Genomic DNA, 14709 nt, shown 5'->3' with positions numbered 1-14709 from the left:
TTGAGGCATGCACAGATCCAACCGCGGTTTTACCCTGATCGAAATCATGATCGTGATTGCTATCATCGGGATTGTCATGACCATCGCTGCGCCGAGCTTCACCGAATACCTGAAGAAGGGGCGTCGTACCGAAGTGGCCGGTCTGCTCTCCGAGCAGGCACAGATTCTCGAGCGTTTCTATTCGCAAAAGAATGTCTACACCGGTGCTGCCGGCCTGAGTGCCGGCAATGACTACTACACCATCACGTCGACACTGACCGACCAGACTTTTTTGCTGACGGCGGTGCGCAAGGCCGGTACATCCATGGCGATGGACAAGTGCGGTGATTTCACGATTACCAATACCGGCGTGCGCAGCATGGTCAACGCCACGCCCGGTCTGACTACCAAGGATTGCTGGGGTCGCTGAGTTTTCTTTTTCGGGCGCCTTTTGCGTCCTCTGTCTATTTATCGGTTGGATCAGAATATGACCAGGCAACAGCAAGTGGTGATTGTCGGCGGTGGAGTAATCGGTCTGCTGACGGCTTTCAATCTCGCGTCCGAAGTGCACAGCGTCGTGCTGCTGGACCGTTCGAACCTCGGTCAGGAGTCGTCCTGGGCGGGGGGTGGCATCGTCTCGCCGCTCTACCCGTGGCGCTACAACCCGGCAGTCACCGCACTGGCCCATTGGTCCCAGGATTTTTATCCACAACTGGGCGAGCGTTTGTTTGCCGCCACAGGGGTCGACCCCGAGGTGCACACCACCGGCCTGTACTGGCTGGATCTGGACGACGAGGCCGAAGCATTGGCATGGGCTGCACGTGAGAGCCGGCCATTGCGGGCTGTGGATATCTCGGCGGCTCACGACGCGGTGCCGGTGCTGGGCGGTGGTTTTTCCCGAGCGATCTACATGGCTGATGTAGCCAATGTGCGCAATCCGCGCTTGGTGAAGTCGCTCAAGGCTGCATTGCAGGCGCTGCCGAACGTGACGATTCATGAGCAGTGCGAAGTCAGTGGATTTGTTCGCGAAGGCGAAAAAGTTGTCGGTGTGCAGACCTCCACAGGTGCAATCCATGGCGATCAAGTGGTGCTGACCGCTGGTGCCTGGAGCGGTGATCTGCTCAAAAGCCTGGGCCTGGAATTACCGGTCGAACCGGTGAAAGGGCAGATGATTCTCTACAAGTGTGCGGCCGATTTTTTGCCGAGCATGGTGCTGGCGAAGGGGCGTTATGCGATTCCCCGGCGCGACGGGCACATTCTGATTGGCAGTACGCTGGAGTATGAGGGTTACGACAAAACCACTACCGAGTCGGCTCTTGAAAGCCTCAAGGCCTCGGCGGTCGAGTTGATTCCGGCACTGGCCGACGCCGAAGTGGTCGGGCATTGGGCCGGTTTGCGGCCGGGCTCGCCGGAAGGCATTCCGTACATTGGCCAAGTGCCGGGGTTTGACGGGTTGTGGCTGAACTGCGGGCATTTCCGCAATGGCTTGGTGCTGGCACCGGCGTCGTGTCAGTTGTTTGCCGATGTGATGTTGGGCAGGACGCCGATCATTGATCCGACACCGTATGCGCCGACGGGGCGCATCTGACCGATAGAAATTAGCTGCCTGTCAGATCGCTACCGCTAGCAGGCTAGCTCCCACAGGGAACCCAGGTGAGCACAACATTTGTGAACACCTCGAAACCAATGTGGGAGCTAGCCTGCTAGCGATGAGGCCCTCAATCCAACCCGAATTTCTTCAGCCGATACCGCATCGACCTGAATGAAAGATTCAACCGCTGAGCCGCCGCCGTGCGGTTCCAGCGGGTTTCTTCCAGGGCTTGAAGAAGAAGCTGGCGTTCGACGTTTTCCAGGTACGCTTCCAGATTGTCGATCTGCGTCAGATCCGGCACGCCTCCTTCCGGATGACAGTTGCCTTCGGCCAGTCGCAGGTCGCCCGCTTCAATCTGTTTGTTTTCGCAAAGCGTGTGTGCGCGTTCGAGCATGTTCTCCAGTTCCCGGACGTTTCCGGGGAAGCGGTAACTTTTCAGCGCATCGAGTGCTTGCGGGTGAAGCTTTGCTTCCGGCTGGCCGGTGTCGGCAGCCAGGCGCTTGAGCACATGGCCGGCCAACGGTTCGATATCGTCTCGACGTTCGCGTAGCGGCGGAACCCGCAGCTCGATCACGTTCAAGCGATAGTACAAGTCCTGACGAAAACGTTCGGCAGCGACTTCGGCGCCGAGGTCTTTGTGAGTCGCGCAAAGAATACGTACGTCGACCACCTCTTCCTGTTGCCCGCCGACGCTGCGTACGGCTTTCTCCTGAATGGCCCGTAGCAATTTGACCTGCATCGGCAACGGCAAGTCAGCCACTTCGTCGAGGAACAGCGTGCCGCCATGGGCGGCCTGGAACAGCCCGGGTTTGTCTTCGATGGCGCCGCTGAAGCTGCCTTTGCGATGGCCGAAAAACTCGCTTTCCATCAGTTCCGACGGGATCGCTCCGCAGTTGACTGGAACAAAGGGTTGATTGGCGCGAGGCCCCCGATCGTGGATCAGGCGCGCGACCAGTTCCTTGCCGCTACCGGATTCGCCGCTGATGTACACCGGCGCCTGGCTGCGCGCCAGTTTGTCGATCTGCTTGCGCAAATTGCGCATGGGCAATGAGTCGCCGAGCAAGCGCCGATCAAGGCCGCCGCCGGGGACGGGCAGGAGCAGGGCGCTGGTGACCAGTTCCCGCAGGCGGGCGAGGTCCACCGGTTTGCTCAGGAAGTCGAAGGCGCCGGCCTTGAGGGCGTTGATCGCCGTGTCGACATTGCCATAGGCGGTGATCATCGCCACCGGAACTTGCGGGTAACGTTGCTGGATGTGTTGCACCAGCTCAAGGCCGGTGCCATCCGGCAGGCGCATGTCGGTCAGGCACAGGTCGAACGTTTCGCGCTTGAGCAGGGCCAGGGCCTCGCCGGCGTTGCGCGCACTGTATGTATCGAGTTTCATCCGTCCCAGGGTGATTTCCAGGAGTTCGCGGATGTCCGGTTCGTCGTCGACGATCAGGACTTTTTGCCGTGGGCCCATGTTCAACTTTGTTTCCGTCCGTGAGCAAAAGTGATGCGAAAGCAGCCGCCGCCTTGGCGTGGTTTGAAGTCTAGGCGGGCCTGGTTGCTTTCGCACAGCTCACGGGACAGATACAGCCCCAGGCCAGTGCCTTGGTGGCTGGTGGTGAAGAAAGGCTCGAACAGCTGCGCCTGATGGTCCGCGGCCACACCGGGGCCGTCGTCGAGGATTTCAAGGATTGGCAACTGGCTGTCGGAGTCGATGAACAACTCAAGCCATACCTGTGCCTGGTCGTGGTTCTGGGCGCTGTGGCGCCAGCCGTTGCGAATCAGGTTGTCGAGAATCTGGTTCAACTGGTTCGGGTCCATCAAGGTCTTGAAGTCTCCCGCAGCGATGTGCAGATGAATCTGCTGGCGCTCGGTCGCGCCCTCGCGGGTTTCAGTGACGAACTGTTGCAGCCACGGCTTCAGGTCCAACCGTTGCGGCACGGTTTGCTGGCGGCGGGACAGTTGCAGGACGTTTTCGATGACTCGATTCATGCGCTGGGAGTGATCTTGAATGACCTGGGTCAGACGTTGATCCGCGCTGTTGAGTTCCTCAGATTCGCGCAATAGCTGTGCGGCATGACTGATGGCGCCCAGTGGATTGCGAATTTCATGGGCGATGCCGGCGGTCAGGCGCCCGAGGGCGGCGAGTTTCAGTTGTTGGGCCTGTTGCGCGATGTGGGCGAGATCTTCGAGAAAGATCAGCGTCTGATGCTGCGGGCTTGGGTCCAATGCTATGAAACTGGGCTGTAGCTCAACGCCGCTGCTGGCGATTTTCAGGCTTTGCGGGCGCAGGGTCGGGTTGCTGAGCCACAGGTTCAGGCGATCGACAAGTGCCGGGAGGTGGTCGTCGATCAGTTGGCCTTCGAGGCGGTCACAGCTGAGCAGCGTCAGGGCACTGTGGTTGGCCAATTGCACGCGCCGCTGCTCGTCGAGCACCAGGATGCCGGTGCGCATGCGTTGCAGGATCAGCGCATTGAGCGTTTCCAGGCCGACGACTTCACTGGCCTTCTGCTCCACCAGCGTTTCGCTGACTTCCAGCCGTCGGACCAGGCCTTGCACCAGCAGGGCTGCGGCAAAACACAGGGCGCCGAGGGTGCCGACCTGTAAATAGTCATTGGGATTGGCGCGATGGCTGACGCTCAACAGGAAGCTCGAACCGACAATGCCGATCGCCCCGACGGCGGCAATCAACAGGCCGATACGCCTTCGCAGCAACGTATTGCTGATGGCCACCGAAACGATCAGCAAGTTGCCAATGGCGCTGGCCACGCCGCCGCCAGCGAAGAACAGGCCGCACAGCAGCAGTACGTCGAGCAGCGCCAGGCTGAACAGTTGCGCAGGATGGCGGGTGTTCTCGAAGAACACCACCAGCAAAATGTTCAGCACCAGGTACAACCAGCTGCCAGAGCGCAGCAGGTCGTCATTGGCCGAGGTCAGCAACCGGTTGTCCATGTTGCTGGAGATCAGCAGCACCAGGATGATGCCGACGCTTAAACGGTAGAGATGATAAAGGCGCAGCAGTCGCTGGGCCTGTTTGTCGCTGTGACTGGACGCCTCAGCGATCACTGGAACCGGGGCCTTGCTCCAGATGAGCCTGGCTGCAATACCACTGTTTTTGAAGGTTCAGCGCGCGATCGCGGGGCAGGTGCACGCCGCAATGGGCGCAGCGAACCATCGGTGCCGCTTCCAGTTCGGCAGGTGACTTGGGTACGGCAGCCGCGCTTTTGTACTTGCGCCAGAACCACACGGCGGCGGCAATCACGGCGATCCAGAATAATAAACGAAGCATGATGAGCTGCTTTATTGGCTGATGAACCGGCAGTTTAGCCGGGGAGATGACAGGCGCACAGTGCAATTGCTCAACACAAAAAAACGGCAACAAAAAAGGGAGACTCAAGAGTCTCCCTTTGCGTACTGCCGGTCGTGTCAGTCGAACACGCCGAAAGTCATGTAGCTGAACCACGAACGGTCATCGTTGTTGCCTTCCGCTTCGTGATCTTCTTCTTCGATCACATCGCCGTTTTCGTCTTTAGGCTTGAGATCGCTCGGAATTGCGTCTTTCGCGTCCTGGAATTGCTTCTGCACGTCCTGGTTGGCGCGGGTTTCTCCCGGCGGCAGCGGCGGACGGGATTCGATCAGGCCCAGGGTGGCCTTGCTCAGCCACGAACGGTTGTCGGCTTCGGCAACCGACGGCACGAACTGACCGTCAACCAGGCTTGGGTGGTTCGGGTAGTTGAGCTTCAGGGTTTCGAGGCTGGTGGCGGCCAGTTCGTCCAGGTGCAGACGCTGGTAAGCCTCGGTCATCACCGCCAGGCCGTCGCCGACCGAAGGGGTTTCCTGGAAGTTTTCCACCACGTAGCGGCCACGGTTCGCGGCAGCGACATAGGCCTGACGGGTCAGGTAATAGTCGGCAACGTGGATCTCGTAGGCTGCCAGCAGGTTGCGCAGGTAGATCATGCGCTGCTTGGCGTCAGGCGAGTAACGGCTGTTCGGGAAGCGGCTGGTCAGCTGGGCGAACTCGTTATAGGAGTCACGCGCGGCGCCCGGGTCACGCTTGGTCATGTCCAGCGGCAGGAAGCGCGACAGCAGGCCAACGTCCTGGTCGAACGAAGTCAGGCCCTTGAGGTAGTAGGCGTAATCGACGTTCGGGTGCTGTGGGTGCAGACGAATGAAACGCTCGGCAGCGGCTTTGGCAGCTTCCGGTTCGGCGTTTTTGTAGTTGGCGTAGATCAGTTCGAGTTGAGCCTGGTCAGCATAACGACCGAACGGATAACGCGACTCCAGAGCCTTCAGCTTGGCGGTGGCGCTGGTGTAGCTGTTGTTGTCCAGATCGGCCTGGGCCTGTTGGTACAACTCGACTTCACTCAGGTTTTCGTCTACGACTTCCTTCGATGAGCAAGCAGCGGTCAATGCGAGGATGGCGATCAGCAGCAGGTGTTTCACTTGCATGGCGGCTTGCGTCCCTATGACGGCCGCTGTCTTGGGCGTGGCCGTCCTGTTATGATGAGCGCCCCGTTGAATAGCCTCGGGGCAAAAGACGCCGTATTTAACCACAAGCGCGCAGCCGAAACCAAAGGCTGTGCCGACGCCTAGTCTGAGCATGTCCGATAAAATTGAACTTCGCGCAGAGGTGCCGTCCGAATTGGGCGGCCAACGCCTCGATCAAGTCGCCGCACAATTATTCGCTGAGCACTCGCGCTCGCGCCTTTCCGCCTGGATCAAAGACGGCCGCCTGACTGTGGATGGGGCGGTTATCCGCCCGCGAGACATCGTTCACGGTGGCGCCATTCTTGAACTCACTGCCGAGCAGGAAGCTCAGGGCGAATGGGTCGCTCAAGACATTGCCCTGGACATCGTCTACGAAGATGACGACATCCTGGTGATCAACAAGCCTGCGGGCCTGGTGGTTCACCCGGCTGCCGGTCACGCCGACGGCACCTTGCTCAACGCCTTGCTGCACCACGTGCCGGACATCGTCAATGTGCCCCGCGCCGGTATCGTGCACCGTCTGGACAAGGACACCACCGGTCTGATGGTGGTGGCCAAGACCATTCAGGCGCAGACGCAGCTGGTTACACAGTTGCAGAGCCGCAGTGTCAGCCGCATCTATGAATGCATCGTGATTGGTGTGGTAACCGCCGGCGGCAAGATCAACGCGCCGATCGGTCGTCACGGCCAGCAGCGCCAGCGCATGGCCGTGATGGAAGGTGGCAAGCAAGCCGTCAGCCATTACCGCGTGCTCGAGCGTTTCCGCTCCCACACCCACGTGCGGGTGAAGCTGGAAACCGGTCGTACGCACCAGATTCGCGTGCACATGGCGCACATCAACTTCCCGTTGGTCGGAGATCCTGCCTATGGCGGTCGTTTCCGGATTCCACCGGCAGCCAACCCGACCATGGTCGAGTCGCTGAAAAACTTCCCGCGTCAGGCGCTGCATGCGCGTTTCCTGGAGCTGGATCACCCGACCACCGGTCAACGCATGAGCTGGGAATCGCCGTTGCCAGAAGATTTCGTCTGGTTGCTGACGCTGCTCAAGCAAGACCGCGAGGCGTTCATCGGATGAGTGACTGGCTGATTCCTGACTGGCCCGCGCCGGCCGGGGTCAAAGCCTGTGTGACTACCCGTGCGGGCGGCGTCAGTCTGGCGCCGTTCGACAGCCTCAACCTCGGTGACCATGTCGACGACAGCCCTGAAGCTGTCGCCGAGAACCGCCGTCGTCTTACCGATCACTTCTCTATTCAACCGGCCTGGCTACAGCAGGTCCACGGCATTGTCGTGGCCCATGCAGACCCAAGTCAGGTAGTCACCGCTGATGCCAGTTGGACTTCGACTCCCGGCATCGCTTGCGCAGCAATGACCGCCGATTGCCTGCCAGCATTGTTTTGCGACCGTGCCGGCACTCGCGTTGCGGCGGCCCATGCCGGTTGGCGCGGGTTGGCGGCGGGTGTGCTGGAAGCCACGCTCGACAGTCTGGCCGTGCCACCTGCCGACGTGCTGGTCTGGCTCGGTCCGGCCATTGGCCCGCAAGCCTTTGAAGTTGGCCCGGAAGTGCGCGAAACCTTCGTGCAGCAATTGCCGCAAGCGGTTGAAGCCTTTGTGCCGAGCGTCAATGCCGGCAAGTTCATGGCCGACATCTATAAGCTGGCGCGTCTGCGTCTGGCGGCTCGCGGTGTGACTGCAGTCTATGGCGGTGGTTTCTGCACCGTGACAGATCCGCGCTTCTTTTCTTACCGACGCAGCCCTCGCACTGGTCGATTTGCTTCCTTGATCTGGCTCGAACGCTAGACTTTCCTGACCTGCATCAACGTCACGACGCTTGAAACTCCCAGAATCGACCACATCTATTGTGGTATCTGGCAGGTTTCTTCATTCAGGATGTTTTATAGGTCCGGCCTGCTCAAAAGGAAGGTGACCCATGCGTATAGACCGTTTAACCAGCAAATTGCAGTTAGCATTGTCCGATGCCCAATCCCTGGCCGTCGGTCTCGATCATCCGGCCATCGAGCCGGCGCACTTGATGCAGGCCTTGCTCGAACAGCAGGGCGGCTCGATCAAGCCCCTGTTGATGCAGGTGGGCTTCGACGTCAACAGCTTGCGTAAAGAGCTGACCAAAGAGCTCGACCAGCTGCCGAAAATCCAGAACCCGACCGGCGACGTCAACATGTCGCAGGATCTGGCACGTCTGCTCAATCAGGCTGATCGCCTGGCCCAGCAGAAGGGCGACCAGTTCATTTCCAGCGAACTGGTGCTACTCGCCGCCATGGACGAAAACAGCAAGCTCGGCAAACTGTTGCTCGGTCAGGGCGTGAGCAAGAAAGCCCTGGAAAACGCGATCAACAACCTGCGTGGTGGCGAGGCCGTCAACGACCCGAATCACGAGGAAGCGCGGCAGGCGCTGGATAAGTACACCGTCGACCTGACCAAGCGCGCCGAAGACGGCAAGCTCGATCCGGTGATCGGCCGTGACGACGAAATTCGCCGGACCATCCAGGTCCTGCAACGCCGTACCAAGAACAACCCGGTGCTGATTGGTGAGCCTGGCGTCGGTAAAACCGCCATCGCCGAAGGCCTGGCCCAGCGCATCATCAACGGTGAAGTGCCGGACGGCCTCAAGGGCAAGCGCTTGCTGTCCCTGGACATGGGGGCGTTGATTGCCGGTGCCAAGTATCGCGGTGAGTTCGAAGAGCGCCTCAAGTCGCTGCTCAACGAACTGTCGAAGCAGGAAGGGCAGATCATTCTGTTCATTGACGAACTGCACACCATGGTCGGCGCCGGTAAAGGCGAAGGCTCGATGGATGCGGGCAACATGCTCAAACCTGCGCTGGCTCGCGGTGAGCTGCATTGCGTCGGTGCGACCACGCTCAACGAGTACCGCCAATATATAGAGAAGGATGCGGCGCTTGAGCGTCGCTTCCAGAAAGTGCTGGTGGATGAGCCGAGCGAAGAAGACACCATCGCGATCCTGCGTGGCCTGAAAGAGCGCTACGAAGTTCACCACAAGGTGGCGATCACCGACGGTGCGATCATCGCGGCGGCCAAGCTCAGCCATCGTTACATCACTGACCGTCAGTTGCCGGACAAGGCCATCGACCTGATCGACGAAGCGGCCAGCCGCATCCGCATGGAGATCGACTCCAAGCCGGAAGTGCTGGACCGTCTGGAGCGTCGCCTGATTCAGTTGAAGGTGGAGTCCCAGGCACTGAAGAAAGAAAGCGACGAAGCGGCGATCAAACGCCTGGAGAAACTCCAGGAAGAAATCGTTCGTCTCGAGCGTGAGTACTCGGATCTTGAAGAAATCTGGAACTCGGAAAAGGCCGAGGTTCAGGGTTCTGCGCAGATTCAGCAAAAGATTGAACAGTCCCGTCAGGAACTGGAAACCGCGCGCCGCAAAGGCGACCTGAATCGCATGGCCGAATTGCAGTACGGGGTGATCCCGGACCTGGAGCGCAGCCTGCAGATGGTCGATCAGCACGGCAAAGCCGAAAACCAGTTGCTGCGCAGCAAGGTGACTGAAGAAGAGATCGCCGAAGTCGTCTCGAAGTGGACCGGTATTCCGGTGTCGAAGATGCTCGAAGGCGAGCGCGACAAGTTGATGAAGATGGAAAGCCTGTTGCACCAGCGTGTGATCGGTCAGGACGAAGCGGTGGTCGCGGTTTCCAACGCGGTGCGGCGTTCCCGTGCCGGGTTGTCCGACCCGAATCGCCCGAGTGGTTCGTTCATGTTCCTCGGCCCGACCGGTGTCGGTAAAACCGAGCTGTGCAAGGCGCTGGCCGAATTCCTCTTTGATACCGAAGAGGCGATGGTGCGGATCGATATGTCCGAGTTCATGGAGAAGCATTCCGTGGCTCGCTTGATTGGCGCGCCACCAGGCTATGTAGGCTATGAAGAGGGCGGTTACCTGACCGAGGCGGTGCGTCGCAAGCCTTATTCGGTGATCTTGCTGGACGAAGTCGAGAAGGCGCACCCGGATGTGTTCAACATCTTGCTGCAAGTGCTCGAAGACGGTCGCCTGACCGACAGCCATGGCCGCACGGTAGATTTCAAGAACACCGTGATTGTCATGACCTCCAACCTGGGCTCGGTGCAGATCCAGGAGCTGGTCGGTGATCGTGAAGCGCAGCGTGCAGCGGTGATGGATGCGATTTCCAGCCACTTCCGGCCGGAGTTCATCAACCGGGTCGACGAAGTGGTGATCTTCGAGCCGTTGGCGCGGGATCAGATCGCTGGCATTACCGAGATCCAGTTGAGTCGTCTGCGCAGTCGTCTGACTGAGCGCGAGTTGAAGCTGGAGTTGAGCCCAGAGGCCATGGATAAGCTGATCGCGGTCGGTTACGACCCGGTGTACGGCGCGCGGCCACTGAAACGGGCGATCCAGCGCTGGATCGAAAACCCGCTGGCACAGCTGATTCTGTCCGGTCGCTTCATGCCGGGAGACACTGCTGTGGGTACAGTGGAAAACGACGAAATCGTTTTCAACTGAGTCCAAACGGCAGCACAAAAAAGGAGGCCTCGCATTGCGAGGCCTTTTTTTCGCCAGGCTGTTGAACTTAAAGGAAAAGGCTTGTAAAGTGCGCCCCGCAGTAAGTCACCCGGTAGGGTTTCTGCTCCCCAAGCGGAAATCTGAAATAAGTTGCAAATCATTAACTTGAAAGCAATTTAGGGGGTTGACAGAGGTGCTTAAGATTGTAGAATAGCGCGCCTCAGACACACGAACGCAGCGATGCGAACGGGTCGAAGAGAACGCAGTAAAGCTTCACCGTTGTAAATTGAAATGTGTAGTTCCGTGATAGCTCAGTCGGTAGAGCAAATGACTGTTAATCATTGGGTCCCAGGTTCGAGTCCTGGTCACGGAGCCAATTTCAAACCGGGGTATAGCGCAGTCCGGTAGCGCGCCTGCTTTGGGAGCAGGATGTCAGGAGTTCGAATCCCCTTACCCCGACCATTTTTGGGTCGTTAGCTCAGTTGGTAGAGCAGTTGGCTTTTAACCAATTGGTCGTAGGTTCGAATCCCACACGACCCACCATTTTTGAAACCAGTTAGCGCTGGAATCGAATCTTAAGATCAGAGGCCAAAAGCACTGATCGAAGAAGGCGCCTTTAAAAGGTGCCTTTTTTTTACCGGGGTATAGCGCAGTCCGGTAGCGCGCCTGCTTTGGGAGCAGGATGTCAGGAGTTCGAATCCCCTTACCCCGACCATATTAAAAATCCTCGTATCGAAAGATACGGGGATTTTTTTTGCCTTCGAAAAAGTGCATTCATCTCTTTAGTCATCGTACAACTTGCCGATAACGAGCTACCGGAGCGCCAACAGCGTCTCCACTCAGCCAACAAAAACAAAGGCACTCGTTATGTTTCTGCGTCAGTTGAATATTGCCCCCCGTGCCGCACTGGGTTTTGCCTTGATCGCGGTGCTCGTGGCGCTGCTCGGGATTTTTGCGCTGGGGCAGATGTCGAGCATTCGAGAGAGTGAAGTGGCGGTGGAGAAACAATGGCTGCCGAGCATTCGCGGCGGTGATGAAATTCGCGAAATCATGTTGCGCATTCGCACCATTTCCTTGCGCATGGCGCTGGACCCGGACCCGAAGAACATCGCGCAATACCGCAGCCAGATGGATACCCGGGACAAGGAGCTGAGCGACAAAATCGCGGCCTACGACAAGCTGGTCACCACGGCTGAAGGCAAGGCGTTGTACGACCAATTCAAAAACACCTTCACGGCCTATCGCGCCGGTATTGCCCAATCCTTCACCTTGGCCGAACAAGGCCGTCGCGACGAGCTAACCAAGCTGCTGCTGGTGGATATGAAGACCGTGGTCGACGGCTCCGGCAAGCAACTCAGTGACCTGGCGGAACTGTTTAGCCGACAAGTCGCGGCAGAGAGCGAGAAATCCAAAGAACACTACGAAACGTCGCGCACGATCGTCAGCCTGTTTATCGCCCTCGCGGCGTTGGCGACTGTTGCCCTGGCCATGTTGCTGACCCGCAGCATCGTGCGTCCGCTGAGTGAAGCCGTGAGTGCAGCGGAACATGTGGCGCAGGGCGACCTGACTCGCCCGATCGAAACCCATGGCAACGACGAAGTCAGCCGTTTGCTCAAGGCATTGGCGACCATGCAGCAGAATCTGCGGGAAACCCTGCAAGGCATCAGCGGCTCCGCGACGCAACTGGCCACGGCTGCCGATGAATTGAACGCCGTTACCCTCGACAGCAATCAGAGCCTGCAACAACAGAACAACGAAATTGAGCAGGCGGCCACGGCGGTCAATGAAATGACCTCCGCTGTGGAAGAGGTCGCACGCAACGCCGTGTCTACCTCCGATGCCACGCGCCAGTCCAGTGAGTCGGCGCATCTGGGGCAGGAACGGGTCAGCGAGACGGCCAGCGCGATCAGTTCGCTGGCCCATGACGTGCAAAGTACCGGGGAGTTGGTGCGGTCCCTGGCCAATCAGTCTCAGGATATCGGCAAGGTGCTGGATGTGATTCGCGCCATTGCCGAGCAAACCAATCTGCTGGCACTGAACGCGGCCATTGAAGCGGCGCGGGCGGGGGAGAGTGGTCGAGGTTTTGCAGTGGTGGCCGATGAAGTGCGTGCCTTGGCCCATCGCACACAGCAATCGACTCAGGAAATCGAGCAAATGGTCCAAGGCATGCGCGATGGGTCGAGCCAGGCGCTCGAGGCGATGAACACCAGCGCTTCACGTGCTGCCAGCACGCTGGTCCTGGCCGAGCGCGCAGGCGAGGCCTTGCAAACCATCACGGCTTCCGTGCATGAGATCCACGAGCGAAACCTGGTGATCGCCAGTGCGGCCGAAGAGCAGGCGCAAGTGGCGCGTGAGGTGGACCGTAATCTGGTGAATATTCGCGACCTGTCGGTGCGGTCCGCCACTGGGGCCGATCAGACCAGTGCATCGAGCCATGAGTTGTCGCAACTGGCGAATGCGTTACAGGGGATGGTGCGGCGGTTTCGGGTGTAATTTCTTCAGATAGAAATTGTGGGAGCTAGCCTGCTAGCGATGGCGCTATGTCAGTCAACATTGATGTTGACTGTTCCGACGCTATCGCTAGCAGGCTAGCTCCCACAGGTTTTTATCAGTGCAGTTTGAGACGCGGCTCGGTCCCGCGTCCGATCTTGCTCCCCAGCATCAGCATCGCCGTGCGAAACGGTCCGTACAGCGCCATCTGGTGCATGCGGTACAGCGACACGTAGAACATCCGCGCCAGCCAGCCTTCCAGCATCACGCTGCCGGTGAGGTTGCCCATCAAGTTACCCACAGCCGAGAAACGTGACAGCGAGATCAGCGAGCCGTAGTCGGTGTACTTGTACTCCGGCAATGCCTTGCCTTCGATGCGCAGCTTCAGCGATTTGGCCAGCAACGACGCCTGTTGATGCGCTGCCTGGGCGCGCGGCGGCACGTTGCGGTCGGTGCCCGGTTGCGGACAAGCAGCGCAGTCACCAAAGGCAAAGATGTTTTCGTCGCGAGTGGTTTGCAGGGTCGGCAGCACTTGCAGTTGGTTGATGCGGTTGGTCTCCAGGCCATCGATGTCCTTGAGGAAACCCGGTGCGCGAATCCCGGCGGCCCAGACTTTCAGGCTGGCGTTGATCACTTTGCCATCGGCGGTGATCAAGCTATCCGCCGTCACTTCGCTGACCGCCGCGTTGGTCATCACGTTGACCCCGAGTTTCTCCAGGGTTTTATGCACAGGTCCGCCGATCCGCTCAGGCAGCGCCGGCAGCACCCGTGGCCCGGCTTCGATCAGGGTGATGTGCATGTTTTCCGGTTTGATCCGGTCCAGGCCATAGGCCGCCAGTTCATGGGCGGCGTTGTGCAGTTCAGCTGCCAGTTCGACCCCGGTGGCACCGGCGCCGACGATGGCCACGCTGATTTGCTCGACCGCGTCGGTCTGTCCGGCATGGGCGCGCAGGTAGTGGTTGAGCAATTGCTGATGGAAACGCTCGGCCTGTTTGCGGGTGTCGAGGAACAGGCAATGCTGCGCCGCGCCCTGGGTGCCGAAGTCGTTGGTGGTACTGCCGACGGAAATCACCAGCGAGTCGTAAGGCACTTCCCGCGCCGGCACCAATTCCAGGCCGGCTTCGTCATAGGTGGCGGCCAGCTGGATTTTCTTGTTCGCGCGATCGAGCCCGCTCATGCGTCCCAGCTGGAACTCGAAGTGGTTCCATTTCGCTTGGGCAACATAGTTGAGTTCATCTTCGGAAGAGTTCAGGGAACCGGCCGCCACTTCGTGCAACAACGGTTTCCAGATGTGGGTCAGGTTCGCGTCGACCAACATGACGCTGGCCGTGCCGCGCTTGCCTAGAGTCTTACCCAGACGGGTAGCCAACTCCAGACCGCCGGCGCCGCCGCCGACAATAACAATACGATGGGACATGGGGATAACTCGCAAGGCTAAAAGAAATCGGTGCAATTACCCGAGCGAGCGCAAGGCAGCTCATAGCGTCAGGTAACTGATAAGTCGGCTCAACAGGCCCAGACCAATGGTTACTGCCAGCACCATCACCAGGAGCATCCACGGCCGGAATGGCCGGCGCTCGACTCGGTGTTGGGACAGTTGCAGATACGCTTCGACATGCTTCTGGTCGTCAGGGTTCAGGCGGCTGGTCATATCGGGCCTCGTCAGGGGTAGACGTTGCTAAAT

12 protein-coding genes and 4 tRNA genes are annotated in these 14709 nt (G+C 59.2%); 10 read left to right on the top strand and 6 right to left on the bottom strand.

Going from position 1 to position 14709, the window contains the following annotated elements:
• The first annotated feature begins 7 nt into the window (after positions 1-7).
• Both V6Z53_RS28860 and thiO read left to right on the top strand, forming a co-directional pair.
• A complete protein-coding gene (locus V6Z53_RS28860; RefSeq protein WP_338583132.1) occupies positions 8-409 on the top strand; it encodes a type IV pilin protein in 402 nt (133 codons plus the stop codon).
• A 57-nt stretch (positions 410-466) separates the two neighbouring features.
• On the top strand, positions 467-1567 hold the full coding sequence (gene thiO / locus V6Z53_RS28855) for a glycine oxidase ThiO (RefSeq protein WP_338583131.1): 1101 nt from the start codon (positions 467-469) through the stop codon (positions 1565-1567).
• Positions 1568-1697: 130 nt separating this feature from the next.
• Here the strand turns inward: thiO and V6Z53_RS28850 are convergent, their stop codons facing one another.
• From V6Z53_RS28850 to V6Z53_RS28835, 4 genes are all read right to left on the bottom strand, one after another.
• Complete coding sequence (locus V6Z53_RS28850) at positions 1698-3029, bottom strand: sigma-54 dependent transcriptional regulator (protein ID WP_338583129.1); 1332 nt, start codon at positions 3027-3029, stop codon at positions 1698-1700.
• A gap of 2 nt (positions 3030-3031) precedes the next feature.
• Complete coding sequence (locus V6Z53_RS28845; RefSeq protein WP_338583127.1) at positions 3032-4621, bottom strand: ATP-binding protein; 1590 nt, start codon at positions 4619-4621, stop codon at positions 3032-3034.
• On the bottom strand, positions 4611-4844 hold the full coding sequence (locus tag V6Z53_RS28840; RefSeq protein ID WP_338583125.1) for a PP0621 family protein: 234 nt from the start codon (positions 4842-4844) through the stop codon (positions 4611-4613). Before V6Z53_RS28840 ends, V6Z53_RS28845 begins: the two co-directional genes overlap by 11 nt.
• Before the next feature lie 137 nt (positions 4845-4981).
• Entirely contained in the window at positions 4982-6004 is a 1023-nt protein-coding gene (locus V6Z53_RS28835; protein WP_338583123.1) for an outer membrane protein assembly factor BamD, read from the bottom strand.
• Between the two features lie 151 nt (positions 6005-6155).
• Here V6Z53_RS28835 and rluD point away from each other — a divergent pair, with 151 nt between their 5' ends.
• From rluD to V6Z53_RS28795, 8 genes are all read left to right on the top strand, one after another.
• Positions 6156-7118: a 23S rRNA pseudouridine(1911/1915/1917) synthase RluD gene (gene rluD / locus V6Z53_RS28830; RefSeq protein WP_047533394.1), complete on the top strand. Its 963-nt coding sequence runs from the start codon at positions 6156-6158 to the stop codon at positions 7116-7118.
• A complete protein-coding gene (pgeF, locus tag V6Z53_RS28825; RefSeq protein WP_338583121.1) occupies positions 7115-7840 on the top strand; it encodes a peptidoglycan editing factor PgeF in 726 nt (241 codons plus the stop codon). Before rluD ends, pgeF begins: the two co-directional genes overlap by 4 nt.
• A 130-nt stretch (positions 7841-7970) precedes the next feature.
• Positions 7971-10535: an ATP-dependent chaperone ClpB gene (gene clpB / locus V6Z53_RS28820; RefSeq protein ID WP_338583119.1), complete on the top strand. Its 2565-nt coding sequence runs from the start codon at positions 7971-7973 to the stop codon at positions 10533-10535.
• A gap of 300 nt (positions 10536-10835) precedes the next feature.
• Positions 10836-10911 (top strand) — tRNA-Asn (locus V6Z53_RS28815).
• A 9-nt stretch (positions 10912-10920) separates the two neighbouring features.
• Positions 10921-10997, top strand: a tRNA-Pro gene (locus tag V6Z53_RS28810).
• 5 nt (positions 10998-11002) lie between these two features.
• Positions 11003-11078 (top strand) — tRNA-Lys (locus tag V6Z53_RS28805).
• Between the two features lie 95 nt (positions 11079-11173).
• A tRNA-Pro gene (locus V6Z53_RS28800) sits at positions 11174-11250 on the top strand.
• A 152-nt stretch (positions 11251-11402) separates the two neighbouring features.
• A complete protein-coding gene (locus tag V6Z53_RS28795) occupies positions 11403-13028 on the top strand; it encodes a methyl-accepting chemotaxis protein (RefSeq protein WP_338583117.1) in 1626 nt (541 codons plus the stop codon).
• Positions 13029-13143: 115 nt separating this feature from the next.
• Here V6Z53_RS28795 and V6Z53_RS28790 read toward each other — a convergent pair whose 3' ends face one another.
• Positions 13144-14442, bottom strand: coding sequence for an NAD(P)/FAD-dependent oxidoreductase (locus tag V6Z53_RS28790; RefSeq protein WP_338583116.1), 1299 nt, complete (start codon positions 14440-14442; stop codon positions 13144-13146).
• Positions 14443-14502: 60 nt separating this feature from the next.
• Entirely contained in the window at positions 14503-14676 is a 174-nt protein-coding gene (locus tag V6Z53_RS28785; RefSeq protein WP_338583115.1) for a DUF3094 family protein, read from the bottom strand.
• Between the last annotated feature and the right edge of the window lie 33 nt (positions 14677-14709).

Source organism: Pseudomonas sp. MAG733B, assembly GCF_036884845.1.
GTDB lineage: Bacteria > Pseudomonadota > Gammaproteobacteria > Pseudomonadales > Pseudomonadaceae > Aquipseudomonas.
The sequence above is the reverse complement of the archived record's forward strand: the minus strand, read 5'-3'. Positions and strand labels throughout refer to the sequence as shown.